This window comes from Pedobacter africanus (assembly GCF_900176535.1).
Lineage (GTDB): Bacteria > Bacteroidota > Bacteroidia > Sphingobacteriales > Sphingobacteriaceae > Pedobacter > Pedobacter africanus.
The window spans coordinates 3,328,693-3,347,342 of record NZ_FWXT01000001.1; the positions used below are offsets into that span (position 1 = coordinate 3,328,693).

The 18,650-nt window shown below is 44.2% G+C and carries 18 protein-coding genes; 6 read left to right on the forward strand and 12 right to left on the reverse strand.

Going from position 1 to position 18,650, the window contains the following annotated elements; genetic code table 11:
* The first annotated feature begins 32 nt into the window (after positions 1 to 32).
* Positions 33 to 941, forward strand: coding sequence for a pirin family protein (locus B9A91_RS13880; protein WP_084239418.1), 909 nt, complete (start codon positions 33 to 35; stop codon positions 939 to 941).
* On the opposite strand, the gene B9A91_RS13885 is transcribed toward B9A91_RS13880, so the two are convergent.
* The 6 genes from B9A91_RS13885 to B9A91_RS13910 form a co-directional block, all read right to left on the reverse strand.
* Positions 938 to 1,837: a sterol desaturase family protein gene (locus B9A91_RS13885; RefSeq protein ID WP_084239419.1), complete on the reverse strand. Its 900-nt coding sequence runs from the start codon at positions 1,835 to 1,837 to the stop codon at positions 938 to 940. The two genes, B9A91_RS13880 and B9A91_RS13885, sit on opposite strands and share 4 nt — an antisense overlap.
* Positions 1,838 to 1,848: 11 nt before the next feature.
* Positions 1,849 to 2,649 (reverse strand): DUF4249 family protein, encoded by an 801-nt coding sequence (locus B9A91_RS13890; protein WP_159451699.1) that lies wholly within the window; start codon positions 2,647 to 2,649, stop codon positions 1,849 to 1,851.
* A 4-nt stretch (positions 2,650 to 2,653) separates the two neighbouring features.
* Entirely contained in the window at positions 2,654 to 5,299 is a 2,646-nt protein-coding gene (locus B9A91_RS13895; protein ID WP_084239421.1) for a TonB-dependent receptor, read from the reverse strand.
* Between the two features lie 42 nt (positions 5,300 to 5,341).
* Entirely contained in the window at positions 5,342 to 6,307 is a 966-nt protein-coding gene (locus B9A91_RS13900) for a FecR family protein (protein WP_084239422.1), read from the reverse strand.
* A gap of 71 nt (positions 6,308 to 6,378) precedes the next feature.
* Positions 6,379 to 6,987: an RNA polymerase sigma factor gene (locus tag B9A91_RS13905; protein WP_084239423.1), complete on the reverse strand. Its 609-nt coding sequence runs from the start codon at positions 6,985 to 6,987 to the stop codon at positions 6,379 to 6,381.
* Positions 6,988 to 7,059: 72 nt separating this feature from the next.
* Entirely contained in the window at positions 7,060 to 8,169 is a 1,110-nt protein-coding gene (locus B9A91_RS13910; protein WP_235012554.1) for a metallophosphoesterase family protein, read from the reverse strand.
* A gap of 200 nt (positions 8,170 to 8,369) precedes the next feature.
* On the opposite strand from B9A91_RS13910, the gene B9A91_RS13915 reads away from it, so the two are divergent.
* The 4 genes from B9A91_RS13915 to B9A91_RS13930 all read left to right on the forward strand — a co-directional run bounded on the left by B9A91_RS13915 (position 8,370) and on the right by B9A91_RS13930 (position 11,974).
* Positions 8,370 to 8,555, forward strand: coding sequence for a hypothetical protein (locus B9A91_RS13915; protein WP_144008923.1), 186 nt, complete (start codon positions 8,370 to 8,372; stop codon positions 8,553 to 8,555).
* A 35-nt stretch (positions 8,556 to 8,590) separates the two neighbouring features.
* On the forward strand, positions 8,591 to 9,304 hold the full coding sequence (locus B9A91_RS13920; protein WP_084239426.1) for a helix-turn-helix transcriptional regulator: 714 nt from the start codon (positions 8,591 to 8,593) through the stop codon (positions 9,302 to 9,304).
* Between the two features lie 44 nt (positions 9,305 to 9,348).
* On the forward strand, positions 9,349 to 9,810 hold the full coding sequence (locus B9A91_RS13925) for a GyrI-like domain-containing protein (protein ID WP_084239427.1): 462 nt from the start codon (positions 9,349 to 9,351) through the stop codon (positions 9,808 to 9,810).
* A 121-nt stretch (positions 9,811 to 9,931) separates the two neighbouring features.
* Complete coding sequence (locus tag B9A91_RS13930; RefSeq protein WP_084239428.1) at positions 9,932 to 11,974, forward strand: M13 family metallopeptidase; 2,043 nt, start codon at positions 9,932 to 9,934, stop codon at positions 11,972 to 11,974.
* Positions 11,975 to 12,054: 80 nt separating this feature from the next.
* Here B9A91_RS13930 and B9A91_RS13935 read toward each other — a convergent pair whose 3' ends face one another.
* From B9A91_RS13935 to recJ, 4 genes are all read right to left on the reverse strand, one after another.
* A complete protein-coding gene (locus tag B9A91_RS13935; RefSeq protein WP_084239429.1) occupies positions 12,055 to 12,483 on the reverse strand; it encodes a CBS domain-containing protein in 429 nt (142 codons plus the stop codon).
* Between the two features lie 134 nt (positions 12,484 to 12,617).
* Positions 12,618 to 14,126: a GH3 auxin-responsive promoter family protein gene (locus B9A91_RS13940; RefSeq protein ID WP_084239430.1), complete on the reverse strand. Its 1,509-nt coding sequence runs from the start codon at positions 14,124 to 14,126 to the stop codon at positions 12,618 to 12,620.
* 21 nt (positions 14,127 to 14,147) lie between these two features.
* Positions 14,148 to 14,882 carry an LPS export ABC transporter ATP-binding protein gene (lptB, locus tag B9A91_RS13945; protein WP_084239431.1) on the reverse strand — a complete coding sequence of 245 codons (735 nt, stop codon included), beginning with the start codon at positions 14,880 to 14,882 and terminating at the stop codon, positions 14,148 to 14,150.
* A complete protein-coding gene (gene recJ / locus B9A91_RS13950) occupies positions 14,866 to 16,584 on the reverse strand; it encodes a single-stranded-DNA-specific exonuclease RecJ (protein WP_084239432.1) in 1,719 nt (572 codons plus the stop codon). The genes lptB and recJ overlap by 17 nt, the downstream gene beginning before the upstream one ends.
* A 133-nt stretch (positions 16,585 to 16,717) precedes the next feature.
* On the opposite strand from recJ, the gene B9A91_RS13955 reads away from it, so the two are divergent.
* Positions 16,718 to 17,482 carry an MBL fold metallo-hydrolase gene (locus tag B9A91_RS13955; RefSeq protein WP_084239433.1) on the forward strand — a complete coding sequence of 255 codons (765 nt, stop codon included), beginning with the start codon at positions 16,718 to 16,720 and terminating at the stop codon, positions 17,480 to 17,482.
* A gap of 3 nt (positions 17,483 to 17,485) precedes the next feature.
* Here the strand turns inward: B9A91_RS13955 and B9A91_RS13960 are convergent, their stop codons facing one another.
* Both B9A91_RS13960 and B9A91_RS13965 read right to left on the reverse strand, forming a co-directional pair.
* Positions 17,486 to 17,884, reverse strand: a complete 399-nt coding sequence (locus B9A91_RS13960) for a response regulator (RefSeq protein ID WP_084239713.1) — start codon at positions 17,882 to 17,884, stop codon at positions 17,486 to 17,488.
* A 147-nt stretch (positions 17,885 to 18,031) separates the two neighbouring features.
* A complete protein-coding gene (locus B9A91_RS13965) occupies positions 18,032 to 18,625 on the reverse strand; it encodes a YceI family protein (protein ID WP_084239434.1) in 594 nt (197 codons plus the stop codon).
* Positions 18,626 to 18,650 lie beyond the last annotated feature (25 nt).

An 18,650-nucleotide genomic window follows, 5' to 3' on the forward strand; every position in this document is an offset into this window, starting at 1 on the left:
TTTGTAGTATATTAGGGTTTAGTTAAGATTTTATGTCAAATATCAACCTGATTATCGAAGAACGACCTGCAAGTATAGGCAGTTTTATGGTAGGGCGGCTCCTGCCTTTTCGGGAAAAGAGAATGGTAGGCCCTTTTGCCTTTATAGACCATATGGGGCCTGTGTGTATGAGCGATAAGGAAAATATGGATGTGCCACCGCACCCGCATATCGGGCTTTCTACCCTCACCTACCTATTTGAAGGCAGCGTTATGCACCGCGACAGCCTGGGTACTGAGGTTGAAATCAAACCCGGACAAGTAAACTGGATGACCGCCGGAAAGGGGATCGTACATTCTGAACGGACACCGCAGTACCTTCGCAATTCGGATAAAATGATGCATGGATTGCAGATCTGGGTGGCTCTGCCGAAACACCTGGAGCAGATGGAGCCTGAGTTTTTCCATGTTGAGGGAAAAGGCTTGCCGGAGTGGACAGAGCAAGGTGTAAATATAAAACTTATTGCCGGAGAAGTTTTCGGAAGAAAATCGGAAGTTCCTGTTTACAGTCCCCTTTATTTTCTGGAGCTTAAGACCAGCAGTCGCCAAACCATAAAAATAGGGAAAGACCTTTTTGGTGAAAGTGCCCTCTACATTTTAGAAGGAGCAGTAGAAAGTGAAGGAAATACCTTTGGGCCTAAACAGCTTTTGGTGGCTAAAGACAGTAAACTTTGTGAATTCGACATGCAGGAAAATAGTACCATCTACATTTTTGGGGGCGAGCCCTTTCCGGAGGGGCGTATCATTTACTGGAATTTTGTGGCTTCTACTGCTGAAAGGATAGAAGAGGCGAAAAAGATGTGGCTGGAACAATCGTTTAAACCGGTACCTGGTGAAACGGATTTTGTGCCCTTGCCGCCCCAAAGCAACCACATCAAAGCCCACAATCCGGCGAATGACTAAGCTGTTCTGCGTACTTTTTCCAGCTCCCGCTGCATTACTTTAGCCGTTTGTGTGCTGCCATCATGGCTCCAGCCCGGAGGATAAAGAAAATATTTCAGCTTGTCTTTAAAGTCAGGGGCTTTCCTGGCATCAGCAATTAAAGCCCTGAACTCATGGAAGATGATGTTCACGGCGCCCGTATCTTCGGGTTGTTTGGTAAGTCCGTATACGATGTCTTCTTCAGGTACTTCTTCCTGAAAAGTACCGAACATCCGGTCCCACAAGATCAGTACCATCCCCATGTTTTTGTCAAGATAACGCAGGTTGCTGGCATGGTGTACCCTATGGTGAGAAGGGGTTACAAAAATATACTCAAATATTGGGTGCAGTTTACCTATGGTTTGGGTATGTACCAGGTTGCCATAAATTTGTGTGACCAGGTAAGCAAACAGGATGTCGAATGCACTAAAGCCCATAAAGGCAAGCGGCAGGTAAAAGAATACCCGGTATAGCGGCTCAAAAACTGTAGAGCGAAATCCGGTAGTAAGGTTAAAATAAGGGGAGGAGTGATGGGTAACATGCATGGCCCAGAAAAAGCGTACATAATGGCCGGTATAATGCAGCAGCCAGTACAGCAGGTCCTGCGCCAGGATCAGTACAAGCCAATAGAGGTAAACATTAGAAATATGGAACAGGCTGTAATGGCTGTAAACGTAATCCAGCAGCATAAATGTTCCCGCTTTGGTGGCTACATTGATGACAAATGCGGCTGCCATAAGGTAAACATTGGTGAGGGTGTCACGCCCATGATAGTGTTTCCTGTCATGAACGTAACTAAAATACATCTCGAATAAGGTAAGCAGTATGACGAAGCCAAATAATGCGCCAACAGTTATACTTTTATCCAATTCAATCATTTTTTTATTTATTAAGGTATTGTTATTGTTTTACGTGCAGAGGTATGGGCACTGAAAAATCCCAGCGCACCACCACTGATGTTACTCAGCGGGTTGGTAGGTGCAGCACCATTATCGCTTCCGTTAGCACCAAACAGGCTAAACAGATAGGTAAAAACCGGCTCATCAATACAATGCATCTCCGCGGTTAACCTATCGCCTTTTTTCAGGTTAAGCGCCCGGTTTTTTGTTCTGTTCTCAAATACAAGGTACTCATTAACTTCCTGTCCCGGAGTATATTCATCATTAAGGACTTTATAGCCGATTTGCAGCTGATCATTGATGTATTGCTGAAACCAGTACCTGTTTCCGGGCGCTACAGGATCCTTAAATTTTACCCTGGGTGTTGCCCTGGTCGTATCAACGTCATTCGGCTTAAGTGTAAAATCCAGGAACTCAACAACAGCAGGCATGGTACTGGAGGCTGTAAAAACCTCTCCCTTAATGTTAACGCTAAGGCGATAGGTTTGTCCGGGTGTCCCCGTAACTGCCGTACTTTCATAAATACCTTTTGACGTTTCTGTTAACATAAATGTATTGCCGTTATTTTCAATTTTTACACTAGCCCCGCTTATCCCGTTAAACTGGTTGTCATCGCCAAAGTTCTTGGTTTCACTAATTGCAACCTTAGCGCCATTTGGCTGGTTGGTAACTGTTCCTTCAATTACATATTTTGGTGATTCATTGTCCTTCAGTTTAAGATCAATAGCTTTTTCGCAAGACCAGAGCATTGAAATTGATGCCAAAATTATAAAACGAACTACTGTTTTCATAGTGTTAAAATTTAAAATTATACGAAATTGACGGAACGAACCTGAAAAGGGTTGTTCGGATGGCTTCCGTTCTGTTGGGGTCTGTTTCTTTATCTTTAAAGGTAATGCGGTAGGCATTTTCACGGCCATAGGCATTGTACAGACTGAAATTAAGTTCCGATGAGAATTTTTTGGTTTGTTTCAGCAGCTTTGTGGCCCCTATATCCAAGCGATGGTAACTTGGCATGCGGTCGGCATTGCGTTCCGAGAAAAAGAAATAGCTATGTCCCAGCATCTTGTATTTTCCGTTTGGAAAAGTTACCGCATTGCCGGTGGCAAATACCCAATTGGCCGATAGCGACCACTTTTTACTGAGCTGGTACATGCTTACGATAGAAATATCATGCGTTCTGTCCTGCCTGGCGTTGTACCAGTTGTTATTATTGATGCCATCGATCTGCCTTTCCGTTTTTGACAGGGTATAAGCCAGCCATCCGGTTAATTTCCCTGTTTTCTTTTTAATCAGAAATTCTGCTCCGTATGCCCTTCCTTTACCATAAAGCAATTGTGTTTCAATGGGCTGGTTGGTGTAAATGTCGGCCCCGTTACGGTAATCTATCTGATTTTGAAGCGTCTTGTAATAGGTTTCCACAGTAAGTTCATAAGCATTGCCGCCAAGGTTTTTGTAATAGCCTAAAGACACCTGGTCACTCAGTTCAGGCTTAATGATATTGGTGCTGGCCACCCACCTGTCTGTTGGAGAGGAGGAGTTAGCGTTGGAAATCAGGTGCAGGTTCTGGGCATTCCTTACGTAGGAAGCCTTAATGGAGCTCGATTCATTTAACTGCAAAGCTGCTGCGAACCTGGGTTCCAGGTTAACATAGGTCTTTACCAGCTCCCCTGGCTTATAACTTGTAGCGCCCGTCACTTTGCCTTCCGTATCTAAAGTATAGTAATCGCCTTTCCCAAGGATACTAAAGGCCGAAACACGCAAACCGTAGGTGAAACTAAGTACAGGACTGGCTTTCCAGGTATTGCTGATGTAAACTGCATTTTCAAGGGAATACCTGTCCTGAAGCTTCTGCGAGATAAAGCCAGAATCCCCATTGGCCTGAACTTCTCCGGGCTTAATGGTATGAAAAATGGAGTTGAAACCAAAACTAAGGGTATTTTTGTCGTTGGCATACCATTGGAGGTCTTCCTTAAAGTTCCAATCCCTGATCTGTGAGAATAGCCTTACCGAACTTTCGTCTCCATTCGACTGGATCTTATAATTGAAATTGCTAAAGATCAGCGAGGTATTCGAAAACAGCTTGCTGCTGAAAATATGGTTCCAGCGCAGGGTAGAGGTAGCATTGCCCCAGTTGATCCCTGACAGGTTATCACTCCTCAGCACATCTTTTCCAAAATAGCCCGAAATGAACAGGCGGTCTTTTTCCCCGAGGTAATAATTGGCCTTTAGGTTAAGGTCATAAAAATAAAGCTGGGTATTTTTAGTTGCCGAATCGCCCGAAAGTTTCAGGAACATATCGGCATAGGTTCTTCTGGCCGAAATCAGGAAAGAGGATTTATCTTTCTGGATGGGCCCTTCTGCATTTACCCGGGCAGCGATAAGACCAATACCCCCGCTTACACCAAATTTCTGGTTATTGCCCTCGTTCATCTTAACATCCAGCACAGAGGACAACCCGCCGCCATATTGCGCCGGCATTCCGCTTTTATAAAGCGTTACATTTTTTATGGCGTCAGAGTTAAAGGTCGAAAAGAACCCGAGCAGGTGTGTGGCGTTATACACCGGGGCTTCATCCAGCAAGATCATGTTCTGGTCTGCACTACCGCCCCGTACAAAAAAACCTCCGCTTCCTTCCCCTGAAGTTTTTACGCCCGGTAAAAGCTGCAATGTTTTGATCACATCACGTTCACCAAGCAGAACGGGTACATTTTTTGTTTCGCTGATGCTCAGTCGTTCCATTCCCATCTGCGGGTTCTCAATATTTCTTTTGCCCGCATTGGCACTTATGGTTACCGTTTCAAGCTCATTCAGGTCGTCGTCAAGTGCGATATTCAAAACCAGGTTTTTATCCAGCTCTACTTGTACTTTATGGCTTTTTGAACCTACGGCCTTTGCTTCGATGGCATAATTCCCTTTAGGCAGGGTGATGGAATAAAAACCATATTCGTTGCTGAATGTGGCGTATTTCGTACCGCTTATCCGTATGGTGGCTGCAATCAGGGTTTCTCCCGTAGCTGTAGATTTAATAGTACCACTTAAAGTATGTTTTTCCTGATTTTGTCCCGGATTGGCCGCCGGGTCGGCCACCGGCTTTTTTTCCTTAGCAGGATCTAATCGTATAAAAACCTCTTTGTCTAAGGCACTGAACCGGAGGGCCTCGTTCATAAATGCGGCCTCAAGCACAGCCGCCAGCGGCTTATCCCTGGCACTAACACTGATCCTGATCTTACTGAGCGCGATCTGTTCGTTATAAGTGAATTTTACCCCGCTTACCCTGGTGATCTTATCCAGGGCAGTTTTTAAGGGCTCGTCTTTGAGCGTGATGCTTACCTTCTTTGCCAGCTGATCCTGCGCCCGGGCCTGGACTTGGGCCAGGGCCAGCAGGAGCAATATCAGGCTAATGAGTGTCAGGAGTCTGACAGGTCCAATTGATTTCATATGTGTATGTTTGTGTGTGTTGCGTGAAGCGTGCGTTTCAGTTTAATATTTAAGGATGATATACTGCGTGCCCTCTTTTTTCCATTGGGCTTCCATGACTGTGGAGAATTTGTTTAAGGTTTCGGCCAATGGATCGGTCATCTTGAGATGGCCATAAAACGCACTTTCTATCAGGCTGCTATCAGTTTTGATCTGAATACCATACTGATTTTCCAGGTCACGGATCACCTCCCCAAGCGCTGCTCCCCTGTATTCATATAAGCCTAACCTTTTATTCAGGAAAGCAGCAGCATCAGGATAGTCTACCTTACTGATACTCGCTGCAGCTTTATCAACAATAATGCGCTGATTGGCCACTATCGTATCCCTTTGGGTAGTGTTTTGGCCTTGGAGGGCCACGGCTACCTTACCGGTAACCAGGGTAACATTTATGGTGTTTTGTTGTGTGTAAGCCGTAACATTAAAGCTGGTTCCCAGCACCGTAGTGCTCACTTGGCCGCTTTTAATGATAAATGGGTGCCGGACATCGTGAGTGACTTCAAAAAAAGCTTCACCTTCAAGCGTTACGTTTCGCTCCGTTCCCTCAAATTTTTCCGGGTACCCGAGTTTACTATTCGGACTAAGCCAAACCCTCGTCCCGTCGGGTAGACTTACCAGTTTGCGCTCAGCAGTTGCTGTAAGTAACTGGTGCGCCGGTGCAGGCGCAATCAGTCTGCTGAGGTCCGACCTATACAGGTACAGGCCAGACAAAATCAGTAATACTGCCGCGGCACTGACCAATCTTCGCCATAGCTGCACTGTTTTTCTTTCCTGCGGAAGGAAAGGAGGGGTAAGCCCCTTTTCAGGAGATAAAGCGGTCTGATCCCAGGTGTCGGACAGCAGGGCCATAAGCTCCTGATCGTCCCTCCTTTTTTCCAGCAGATCGAAAAAATGCTTAAGTTCTTCTGCTGTGCAGGAATTGCTTAAGTAAAGCTGATATAAGTGTTTAAATTGTTCTTTTTCGCTCACAGTTTATTCGTTTAAACAGGGTGCTTTTAAGCTGCCCGTTTATTACAATACAATTGAAAAAGGCAAGAGGACTAGTTGGGGCGAAAATAATTTGATGAAGCAATAAGAAAACAGATGATACTGCCATGTTTACTCACATAGCTGCGGATAAATTTAGTAGCCTCAACCATATGGTTTTTTACGGTGTTCTTAGAAATGTTCAGTTTTTCAGCGATCTGGTCATGGGTCATTTCCTCATTACGGCTCATCTGGTAAATCAGCTTTTTTTGAGGTGGTAAAAGCTCAATAGCCTTGTCGTAGGTTTTCAGCAGTTCCTTTTCCAGTAAGTTGTCCTCTGTGGTATTGCGTATGGTGTCTATGTAATTGAATATCTCTTCCTGCAGCACCTTATCGCGGGCTGCTTTTTTCAGGTGGTTCAATACATGGTTGAGGGTAATCTTTTTGAGGTAGGCCCCAAAGTTGAGTTCGGTATTGATCTGCTCTTTTTTTTGCCAGATCCGGATAAACACTTCCTGTACAATTTCCTCTGCCGTTTCCGGTGATTTGCATAAATTACAGGCGTAAACATACATTTTTGCCCGGTAGAGGTTGTACACATCGGCAAATGCCAGCTGATCTCCCTTCCTGAGTTTGATGAGCAGTTCAATGTCTTCTGTTGTTGCCGGTTGATCTGTATGCATGAAAAATTATTGCGCCCAATGTTAAATAAATTTTTCAATACTAAGAAATCGGTAGTAATGGCAGGGCTTTTTTTACCTTCCGGTGAGATCGATGCGGAAACTGTCGAACAGGCTTGCCTTTAACGATGCGGCTGCCAGCATAGGGTCTGATATCACGGTATAATACGCTCCTTTGATGCTGAAATCAAAAGGTGTTTTTTCCAGGGTAATCTTTAGGAACCCATGTTTGTTATCGCAGTACTTGTCCAGATGCACCTGATCCAGAGCAGGGTTATGTAGCTCATAGGCTGGATTATACGGATCGGCAAGTGCGTGCAATGCGTCAAACCCACCGGCACCTGCCACAATAAAAGGGACAGTTTTTCCATCTGCATATTGCTTACTGAACCGTTGGTAATTGTGCACATGGCCGCTGAAAACAATATCGGGCTTTACGCCCGCCTCTTCGAATGCACCTTCTAAAAATTCGATCATCGGCAGGCTCGATCCATGGTTAACATCAGCCGAGTAGGGAGCATGATGCAGACACACGATAATTGCTTTCTCTGCTCTGTGTTTCGCAGCGTGTTGTAACTCCCCGATGAACCAGCTTCGCTGTTCTTTTTTGATGCAGCCATATTTCGGGACATTCGTATAAAGACCTATAATCGTGGCCAGGGGGGCTTCCATAGTCCAGTAAGCATGCGGCTGTACCTGGCTTTTTCTTTTACTGTCCGGACTAAAATAAATGGTTCTGGGGGCACTATTGCAAAAGGTCGTATAGAAGGCTTCCAGGCTGTCGTAATGCTCGCTTTCCGGATTGATATCACCGTCGTGGTTCCCGGCGATTGCGTAGACCTGGCCAGGGTAAGCTTCAAAAGGCTCAAGAAACTGCGGCGCATATTGTTCTGCCTCACCATAATGGTATACAATGTCGCCCAAATGGTATAAAAAAGAGGGCGCTTCTTTTTCGGCATACTGGGCCGCCATTTGTTTGGCAACTATTTGCTGGTTACCGGGAGCATTTACGCTGCCTGTATCGCCAACCATATGAAATATCAGCTTATCCTTACCGGCAGGGATATCGGCGCTCAGGCGATATGGATAGCTGCCTGTTGCCACAGGCAGTGGCTGGAATTTATGCGAATCATCCAGCTGTTCTGTTTTTAAAACAGCGCTGTACAGGGTTTTTGTGCTGATCATAACCATATGTTTTTGACTACAATAAAATTAATGCCGTTGTATTAAATTATTGTTAAGAAAAGAATAACAACCAATTTTGGGGATTTAAACTAAACTGTAATCCTGGTGTAATTAAATGCTGTTCCGGGGTGTATTCGGCTGGTATTGTAACATTTGCATTATTTTATTCTCTAATTTTGAAAATCAAATTAAAGATCTTTATGAAACCTTTCATTTTTTTAGCTGCTGTGGTAATGGGCCTTAGCGCTTGTGACAACACTAAATTGCAGCTAAGAGCACCTGAGCCCGGCAAAGCCAGTGAAATGGCATCCACTATAAAAACAGATACCAGTAAAGCAGACACCTTTAAGCTGGATACGGTAAAAGCAGTAGCCGTAAAACACTAAAAACTGTTTTGCTGTGTATATTTGCTTTTATGCCAATGGAACACAGCGGAATATCAAGACTGCCCAGGCTTACGGCCATACTCACTTGTCTTCAAACCAAGCGGCTTACTACAGCTACAGAGCTGGCCGAAAAATTTGAGGTGAGTGTCAGGACCATTTACCGTGACATCAGAGCACTGGAAGCTGCAGGCATTCCCATTTTTACCGAAGAAGGAAAAGGCTACTCCCTGGTTGACGGCTACAGATTGCCGCCGGTTAGTTTTACGGAAAGCCAGGCGAATGCACTCATTACTGCCGAACAACTGGTGCTGAGAAATAAGGACGCTTCTTTTGTTAAGGAATATACCGAAGCCATCACCAAAATAAAAGCGGTATTAAAAGAGAATACAAAGGATAAAGCTAACTTGTTGTCCAAAAGGATTGCCATCAGGAACAATCTTCAGAACAGCAGCACCAGCAACAACCTTTCTGTGGTACAGCTTGCACTTACAGGATTCAACCTCGTAGAGATTGCTTATCGCGATGAACAGGCACAGGAAACGACAAGGATTTTAGAGCCATTTGCCCTTTACAGCACCCAGGAGAACTGGATACTAATTGCCTTTTGCAGGCTCAGAAAAGATTACCGGACCTTTCGTTTAGACCGGATCATTCAGCTCCAAACCCTCAGCGAAAAATTTGAGCCCCATAAAATGTCGCTCGCGGAGTATTTTGAGCTTTGCAGAATCAAATCCCAAGCCCTGACATAGGGCTGTCACAAGCCGGGTATATATTTGCTGTAAAATGTATTAAAATGGAAAAACAAACACTCAATTCATTTCCTGTGATAGGAATTACAGTCAGAACATGTAATGCAGACGGAAGCGCTGCCAGGGATATTCCCGAACTTTGGGCCAGGTTTCATGCTGCTCAAATAGCAGGGCAACTGAGCAATATGGCCGGTCCGGAAATCTATAGCATTTATACCGGTTATGAGGGCGATTATACCCAGCCTTACACCACCCTGATTGGCTACAAAGTGGAAAACCTTGACCATATACCAGAAGGACTGACAGGTATCATGATAGGGGGCGGCAGTTATGAGAAACGCACAGTAAAAGGCAACCTGCATAAAGGACTGGTATACGATGCCTGGGTAGAAATCTGGAACTCGGACCTGCAAAGGGCTTATACTGCTGACTTTGAAGTTTACGGAGCAGCGGCCCGGGATCCGGAGGATGCAACTGTCGAAATTTACATTTCCCTCAGACCCTGAAGCTGAGCACATTTTTCCGGCAGGTATCGGCACACAAACCTGTAACAAAATCATTTGCTGTGTCTCCAATAGCAGATGGTTAAATATCTTTTACTAAGTTTGAATAACTAACTCATTTTTTATGAAGAAAATCAATAGATCAATTGGAGTGTCTGTGCTTGCCGGAACTGTGCTTTTTATGGCTGCCTGTAACAGTTCAGAAACAAAAAGAGAACTGCAATCTGGTGTTATCCTCAAAAACATGGATACAACGGTTGTTCCGGGCAACGACTTTACTGCCTATGTAAATGGTACCTGGATGAAAAATACAAAAATCCCTTCTGATAAAGCTGCTTATGGAGTGGGGTCGATGGTCAATGACAAGGCCCAGGAAGATGTAAAGGCCATTATAGAAAATGCCGCAAAGGCAAAAGCAAAGGATGGGTCTGAGGAGCAAAAGATAGGTGACTACTACGAGTCTTATATGAACATGAAAGTGCGGGATGCTATCGGATTAAGCCCTTTGACAGCAGAATTTAAAAGGATTGATGCTTTAAGCGGCATTAAGGATCTGGCTGGTTATTTTGCCTATGCCAATAAAACAGGGGTCAAGATCCCTTTCAGTATAGGGGTAATAGAAGACTTTAAAGATCCTAAAAAATACATGCTGTATACCTGGCAGGGTGGTCTTGGTTTGCCCGACCGCGATTTCTATTCGCTGCAGGATGCAAAATCAAAAGAAATCAGGGCCAAATACCTGCAGCATGTCGAAAATATGCTGAATCTGGCAGGCCTGACTGATGCGAAAGCCAAAGCTGCCCAGATCATGGCCCTGGAAACAGCAATGGCGCTCAAACAAATGAAGAAGGAAGAAACCAGGAATATAGCGGGGCTTTACAACAAATATGCAGTGAAAGACCTGAATAAACTGCTGCCCGATTTTGATTGGAATACCTTGCTGAAAGAAGCCGGTGTAAAAAATCAGGACAGCCTGGTCATTACCCAGGTTGCCTACACCAAAGACCTGAATGCTATATTGAAGAGTACCCCGATTGACACCTGGAAAACTTATCTGAAATGGGGTGTGATTACAGGGGCTGCATCTTCCCTGAACAGTGCATTGGATAAAGAACACTTCGAATTCTATGGCAAGACCCTGAACGGGATTAAGGAGCAGAAACCCCAATGGCGCAGGGCTGTTGATGCCGTAAATGGAAGCCTAGGTGAAATGGTGGGTAAACTATATGTAGAAAAACACTTTTCTCCTGAAGCCAAGGAGCGGATGCTGAAACTGGTGGGCAATCTGTTAAAGGCGTATGAAAGCAGCATCAGGGAACTGGACTGGATGAGCCCGGAGACTAAAAAGCAAGCGCTGGCAAAGATCAGTAAATTCACACCGAAAATTGGTTATCCGGATAAATGGAGAGACTACAGTGCCTTGAAAGTGGTAAGAGGTGATCTTTATGGCAATAACCAACGGGCCGATGAGTTCGAATACAACCGTACCATCAATAAACTGGGGAAACCGGTTGACCGTACTGAATGGGGCATGACACCACAAACGGTAAATGCTTACTACAACCCGACCATGAATGAGATCGTATTTCCGGCAGCAATATTGCAACCTCCGTTTTTTGACATGAATGCAGATGACGCGGTAAACTACGGAGGTATAGGGGCAGTAATCGGTCATGAAGTAGGACATGGTTTTGACGACCAGGGCAGCACTTTTGACGGAGATGGTGTGATGCGAAACTGGTGGACAAAAAAAGACAATGAAGAGTTCAAGAAAAGAACAGGTGCACTTGTGGCGCAGTATGGGGCCTTCCAGGTGTTTCCTGATTTAAAGGTGAATGGCAATTTTACGCTTGGAGAGAATATAGGTGATCTGGGTGGCCTAAGCATTGCCCTTAAAGCCTACAAGGCAAGCTTAAACGGTAAGCCCGCTCCGGTTATGGACGGTTTTACAGGTGAGCAAAGGGTGTTCATTGGCTGGGGACAGGTTTGGTTAGAGAAATCTACAGATGAAGCGTTACGGAACCAGATCGCTACTGATCCGCACTCGCCTGCACGGTTCAGGGTAAACGGTATTGTCAGGAATATTCCTGAATTCTATACCGCATTTAAGGTAAAGCCTACAGACTCTTTATACCTGGCGCCCGAAAAAAGGGTGAAGATCTGGTAAATAAAGAGAGATCCGGTAAATAATAAGGCCGCTTCACACTATGAAGCGGCCTTTTTTTGAGATGAGGTATTTAGATGATATTAGCTGCTGATATAGTTCTCCAGTTGGGAAATGGTCTGCCTCTGGTCTTCAATGATGAACTTTACCACATCTCCAATGGATACCATGCCATAGAGCAGGTTATCCTGCATCACAGGTAAATGCCGGATGTGTTTATCTGTCATCAACCCCATACAAAATTCAATGGTATCTGAAGGAAGTACCGTAATTGGCTCTGCAGTCATGACCTCCCGGATTGGGGTTTCTGCTGAAGATTTGCCATGTAATATGATCTTTCTTGCATAGTCACGCTCCGTAAAAATTCCCAGTAGCTGTTTGTCTTCCAGGATAAGCAAGGCGCTGATGTTTTTCTCCATCATTAATTTTAATGCATCTAAAACTGACGAATTCTCTGATATGGAGAAGATCTGGGCTGATTTGGTGCTGAGTAACTGCTGAACCGTTTTCATAAGAAATTCACATTTAACTAAATTTGCCCACTTTCTTTCTTCCTTTAAAAGAAATATAAGTGTACATGAATTTAATTAAAAAAAATTGAATATCAATGAATTGTCAGCAAAAAATAATTAACTGTACGGCTCAGTTAAAGAATTGACAAAATCTCTTCTACGTATTTCCTGTCATTTGCCAGCCGCGGAACCTTATGCTGCCCGCCCAGTTTACCTTTGGATTTTAACCAGTTGTAAAATGTATTGGAAGGGGCATTGTGTACTTTCGGTCTGCGCAGCGCAAGATCTTTAAAGCGCTTGGCATCATAATCAGAATTTACTTCCCTTAAAGTCTGGTCCAGGACATCTATAAAATGCTCGAAGTCATTGGGCTGCTGGTCAAATTCGATGATCCATTCATGTCCGCCTACTTCTTCACCTTTAAAATAGATAGGACAGGCCGTATAGTCTTTAAATACCGCACCTGTTTCTGTACAGGCTTTACAAATGGCCTGCTCTGCATTGTCAATAATCACCTCTTCACCAAAAGCGTTGATGAAATGTTTGGTACGACCCGTGATTTTTATCCGGTAAGGGAAAAGGCTGGTAAACTGAACGGTATCCCCGATCATGTACCGCCACAGGCCCCCATTGGTAGAGATGATGATGGCGTAGTTCTTGTTCTTCTCAACTTCTTCCAGCGACAAGGTCTTCGGATGTTCATCTTCAATATGCTCCAGGGGCAGAAATTCATAGTAAATGCCATAATCGAGCATCAGGAGCATCTCATCTGAGTTTACTTCATCCTGTATGCCAAAGAAACCTTCCGATGCATTGTAAGTCTCCAGGTAGTACATGTCCGAAGATGGGATCAACTCCCGGAACTGTTCCCTGTAGGGTTTAAAATTCACCGCGCCATGAATGTAAAGTTCCAGGTTTGGCCATACCTCCAGCAAATGCTTCTTTCCGGTAATTTCAAGAACCTTTTTGGCCAGTACAATAGTCCAGGTGGGCACACCGGCTATATTGGTTACATTTTCTTTGATGGTAGCCTCGGCCATTCTTTCCATTTTTTCCTCATAGTTGTCCATAAGGGCAATAGAGATGTTGGGCGTGCGATAATATTCCGCCCATACAGGCAGGTTTTTGATCAGTACGGCTGAAAGATCGCCGTAAAAAGAATCCTCATTCAGTTGGTTGATCTGGTGGCTTCCGCCAAGTACGAGGCCTTTGCCGGTCAGGATCTGGTTGTCGGGGCGATTGTTGCAAAAGATAGAAAGCATGTCCTTTCCCCCTTTGAAATGGCATTCCTGCAGCGATTCCTCAGAAACCGGAATAAATTTGCTCCTGTCGCTGGTCGTACCCGATGATTTGGCGAACCACTTGATCTCCGAAGGCCAGAGGATATTCTGTTCACCCTTCAGCATCCGCTCTATATAAGGCTTTAAAGTATCGTAATTTTGAATGGGTACCCTCTCTTTAAACTGATGGGTAGAGAGGATGGATTGATAGTCATACTTTATGCCCCATTCCGTGTACTCAGCGCTGGTTATCAATTTGTGAAACCATTCTTCCTGTACTTCATGGGGATATTTCATAAAAAGCTCGATCTGATGAACGCGCTTCTTCATATACCAGGTAAAAATCGAATTTACAATTGCCATGTGTTGGAATTTGAATAAAGACTAGAGTTGTTTTTTGCGCAGTACGAAGTTCGACCCCAGGTAAACCCTTCTTACCATTTCATTGGCTGCAAGCACTTCAGGTGTGCCCGATTCTAATATCTTGCCTTCAAAAAGCAGGTAAGCCCTGTCGGTAATAGACAAAGTCTCCTGCACGTTATGGTCTGTGATCAGTATCCCGATGTTTTTATTTTTTAGCTTATGCACTATGGTCTGGATCTCCTCTACTGCAATAGGGTCAACCCCTGCAAAAGGCTCATCCAGTAATATAAAATTAGGGTTCGCTGCAAGTGCGCGGGCAATTTCTGTCCTTCTTCTTTCTCCACCTGAGAGCAGGTCGCCCCTGTTTTTGCGGACTTTATGCAAGCTGAACTCCGTAATCAGTTCTTCCAGCTTTTCATGACGTTCCTCGCGGCCCATTTCTGTCATTTCCAGGATGGCCATGATGTTGTCCTCTACCGAAAGTTTCCTGAATACCGAAGCTTCCTGCGCCAGGTACCCGATACCCTTTTGGGCCCTGCGGTACATTGGGTCTTTGGTGATGTCGTGTTCATCCAAAAATATAGTGCCTTCGTTCGGTTTGATCAACCCCACGATCATGTAAAATGAAGTGGTTTTACCCGCCCCGTTTGGCCCCAATAGCCCCACAATTTCACCCTGACTCACACTAAAAGAGACGTCGTTAACAACAGTCCGCTGTTTATATTTTTTTATGAGATGCTCAGCCCTTAAGATCATTATCCGCTTTTATTCCTTTTATATTTAATTGTAAACGCCTTTGTTCTCTCCATACATTTTCTTCTATAGTATAACAAACAGAAAAAGGCCGGTTTGGTTGCAGCACATGTTCATATTCTTCTGCCATGCCAAATCCGATGCTTTCAAAAATAGGTGAATTTTGTTGTTTTATTGCCAACTTTAAGTGTTTTGTGCCTACAACATAGGGCCTGCCCATAATTGTTACATTATGGCTCACAAAAACCGGGGCCATATTATGCGGTCCAAACGGTGCCATCTGGGCAATGATCCGCTGAAATTTGCCATCTATCTGGGATAACATGATTTCGTTGTCTATCCTGATTTCAGGGCATAACAGGTCTTCTGTAATGGTAGCGGCTACAATATTTTCGAAACGCTCGCTGAAAGCGTCGATATGCTCAGGCTGCAGGGTAAGGCCGGCTGCGAACTTATGCCCTCCAAATTGCACCATCAGATCTTCGCAGCCCAGCAGGGCCTCATAAAGATCAAAGCCCGCAACCGAACGGGCCGACCCTGTAAGCAGACCGTTTGATTTGGTCAGAACCACCGTAGGTCGGTAATATTTTTCTGTCAGCCTGGAAGCAACGATGCCAATAACCCCCTTGTTCCAGTTTTCATGGTAAACTACAGTTGTTTTTTTATTGACCAGTATCTCACATTCCCCAATCAGGGCCAGTGCTTCGGCAGTAATGTTCTGGTCAGACGTTTTACGTTCTGTATTTTGCAGGTTAATTAAAAGGCTTTGTTCCTGTGCCAGATCGTTCTCTGTACACAACAACATTTTTACAGCCTGTTTGGCATGGTCCATACGCCCGGCGGCATTGATCCTTGGTGCAAGTGAAAATACCACATCGGTAAGCGTATAGTCCTTGGCCTTCCCGGATATTTCCATCAGGGCTTTCAGGCCTATAGAGGGATTGGTGTTTAGTTTGATCAGGCCATGATAGGCAAGCACCCTGTTCTCATCATTAACGGGCACAATGTCGGCAGCAATGCTTACCATAACCAGGTCAATATACTGCTCGTATTGCGCCGCGGGTAATCCATGTTGCAGGGAATATGCCTGCGCCAGCTTAAAGCCTATGCCACAACCTGCCAATTCCTTGAAGGGGTAGCTGCAATCTTCGCGTTTCGGATCAAGTATGGCCGCCGCCGCCGGTAGGGTCTCGCCTGGCAAGTGATGGTCGCAAATGATAAAATCTATGCCTAAAGAATTGGCATATGCCACCTTGTCAATAGATTTGATCCCGCAGTCCAGGGCTATGATCAGGCTGAAGCCATGGGCTTTGGCATAATCAATTCCCACCGTAGAGATGCCGTAGCCCTCTTTATGCCTGTCGGGTATGTAAAAGTCGATCTCCTTTGTGAGCCTGCTAAAAAAACTATAGGTGAGGGCAACCGATGTTGTTCCGTCCACGTCGTAATCACCATAAACCAGAATTTTTTCTCCTTTTAACAGGGCCTCGTCTATGCGTTCAATTGCCCTGTTCATATCCTTCATTAAAAAAGGGTTGTGCAGGGATGCCATTTCCGGCCTAAAGAAACTACGCGCCTCATCAAAAGATGAAATGCCCCTTTGCGCCAGTATCTGAGCTAAACTTTTGTCTATATTTAATTCTTGTGCAAGCGAATCTGCCACTTCCATATTGCCTTGTATAGCCTGCACCCATCTTTTCTTCATTATTATATCTTTGGTTATCAGTAGTTACGGAAGATCCGGCAGCTTTTATCAGCACGATTTCCTGCAGGTTCCATATCTTTGCAATGATTCGTAAATATATCATTAATATTTCTTCTTACTAATAACTACGCCATTGCAAGTTTTCACTTTATACGAGGGTTCTTATTCTGTAGACGCAAGCAAAAAGTTCATCCCTTTTAACCCCGAAACGGACGATCCTAAAAGCCGGCCTGCCTCTTTGTTTATTCATGTGCAGCCATTCCTTGTACAACTGAAAGATCAATTGTTGTTGCTGGACACGGGTTTGGGCTATAGTAACGACAAAGGACTGCTTATTCTGCATGAAAACATCAGGAAAGCGGGATTTGATCCTGAAGATGTAACCATGGTACTCATGTCACACCTGCATTTCGACCATTCAGGAGGGATGATCCATAAACTGGATAACAAAATCGAACTGAGTTTTCCTCATGCCAATTATGTGATCCAGCGGGGCGAATGGGAGGCGGCATTTACCAACCCGTCCTCTTCCTATAAGACAGAGATCTTTGATTTTTTACAGCGTAATGCACAGCTTACTTTTATAGATGGCTCAGGGCAGCTCAGTGAGGGGATCAGTTACGAGTTAACTGGTGCGCACACACCTTTTCATCAGGTTTTTCTGCTGGATGACGGTGTGGATAAAGTCTTTTTTGGGGGCGATGTTCTACCTGAACCGGAAGAACTGCTCAGGAAGTTTATCGCCAAATATGATTTTGATGGCCGTAAAGCAATGGAATTGAGGGAAGAATTTGGGAACAGGGCCGCTGAGGAAAACTGGAACTGCCTTTTTTATCATGGCAAAAGCCGGGCATCAGGCCATGTAAGCAAGGCCGAAGGACAGTTCAAGATCAGCTAGAGCTTATTGTTCCAGCTGTTTAAAAAGCTCTATTAATCTTTCAATAGAAAGAGGTTTGGATATGAAGCCCTTAACCTTGGCAAAGGTTTTGGCTTTTTCTATGTCGTTCTCATAAACCGATGAAGAAAGCATATACATGTCTACTCTTTGCGTTACATGTAATTCTTCATAGGCATCCAGAAACTCCCATCCGTTTAAAACCGGCATATTAATGTCGATAAGAATGAGCTGAGGGAAGGATTCCTGGTCTAAAGTTTCTTTCAGGAACTCAATAGCCAGCAAGCCGTTGGCCTTGGATACCATATTAACATTGTATCCCGTTTTTTCTACAATCTTTTTGATAATGAAGATGTTAATGTCGTCATCATCAATAACGAGAAGGTTAATTCTATTATCCATCATAAGGGTTGCTTGGCCCCGGGCCAAAAATGTTTGCTACTGATATAAAGTTATGAAATATGTCTGTAAATATTTTAACTCTTAAACATTTATTTTATTAATAAAAAAAGCCATTACGAAGAATGGCTTTTTAATAATTTAATTTAAGTTCTATTTCTTTGCTACCAGTTTTACTGAAAGTTCAAAATCATCGTAGATCATTTTATCGCCAACGTCAGGGAACATGCCTTTAGACCTGTATTTGATACCAAATTTTGTTCTGTCCACTGTTACCTTTTCAGCTGTTGCCGAAACCGAACCATCAGCATTCCATGTTACAGTGGCAGGGAAGGTAATCGAATTGGTTACCCCTTTAATGGTCAGGTCGCCTGTTACATTTACCTGATTTGCAGCTGCGGCAGCAACTTTTTTAATCACGAATGTAGAAGTAGCAAATTTATCGGTGCCAAAAAAATCGTCTGCCTTCAGGTGGCCTTCAAGCCTTGCGCTTTTGTCGGCATCCTTAATGGTAGTCATATTAATTACAAAGTTTCCTCCCGATAGTTTTTTGCCATCAAACAACAGGCTTCCTGATTGCAGGTCAATTGTACCATTATGGCTGCCTGTTAGTTTTTTACCCAACCAGGTGATGCTTGATTTTTCAAGATCAACTTTATAGGGTACAGGTTTCAATACCGGGGCTATAAAAGCCGAAGAAACGATTACCGTTAAAAGTAATGCGAATGAAGTCAGTTTCAATTTCATTTTTTACGTTTTGTTTTTAAGTTAG

Coding starts and splice junctions, on each gene's coding strand:
- B9A91_RS13940 (WP_084239430.1), bottom strand. CDS start 14,126: ATGGCAATTGTAAATTCGATTTTTACCTGGTATATGAAGAAGCGCGTT.
- B9A91_RS13885 (WP_084239419.1), bottom strand. CDS start 1,837: ATGATTGAATTGGATAAAAGTATAACTGTTGGCGCATTATTTGGCTTC.
- B9A91_RS13920 (WP_084239426.1), top strand. CDS start 8,591: ATGGAACACAGCGGAATATCAAGACTGCCCAGGCTTACGGCCATACTC.
- lptB (WP_084239431.1), bottom strand. CDS start 14,882: ATGATCTTAAGGGCTGAGCATCTCATAAAAAAATATAAACAGCGGACT.
- B9A91_RS13910 (WP_235012554.1), bottom strand. CDS start 8,169: ATGATCAGCACAAAAACCCTGTACAGCGCTGTTTTAAAAACAGAACAG.
- B9A91_RS13905 (WP_084239423.1), bottom strand. CDS start 6,987: ATGCATACAGATCAACCGGCAACAACAGAAGACATTGAACTGCTCATC.
- B9A91_RS13915 (WP_144008923.1), top strand. CDS start 8,370: ATGAAACCTTTCATTTTTTTAGCTGCTGTGGTAATGGGCCTTAGCGCT.
- B9A91_RS13960 (WP_084239713.1), bottom strand. CDS start 17,884: ATGATGGATAATAGAATTAACCTTCTCGTTATTGATGATGACGACATT.
- B9A91_RS13880 (WP_084239418.1), top strand. CDS start 33: ATGTCAAATATCAACCTGATTATCGAAGAACGACCTGCAAGTATAGGC.
- B9A91_RS13890 (WP_159451699.1), bottom strand. CDS start 2,649: ATGAAAACAGTAGTTCGTTTTATAATTTTGGCATCAATTTCAATGCTC.
- B9A91_RS13935 (WP_084239429.1), bottom strand. CDS start 12,483: ATGAAAACGGTTCAGCAGTTACTCAGCACCAAATCAGCCCAGATCTTC.
- B9A91_RS13925 (WP_084239427.1), top strand. CDS start 9,349: ATGGAAAAACAAACACTCAATTCATTTCCTGTGATAGGAATTACAGTC.
- B9A91_RS13930 (WP_084239428.1), top strand. CDS start 9,932: ATGAAGAAAATCAATAGATCAATTGGAGTGTCTGTGCTTGCCGGAACT.
- recJ (WP_084239432.1), bottom strand. CDS start 16,584: ATGAAGAAAAGATGGGTGCAGGCTATACAAGGCAATATGGAAGTGGCA.
- B9A91_RS13965 (WP_084239434.1), bottom strand. CDS start 18,625: ATGAAATTGAAACTGACTTCATTCGCATTACTTTTAACGGTAATCGTT.
- B9A91_RS13895 (WP_084239421.1), bottom strand. CDS start 5,299: ATGAAATCAATTGGACCTGTCAGACTCCTGACACTCATTAGCCTGATA.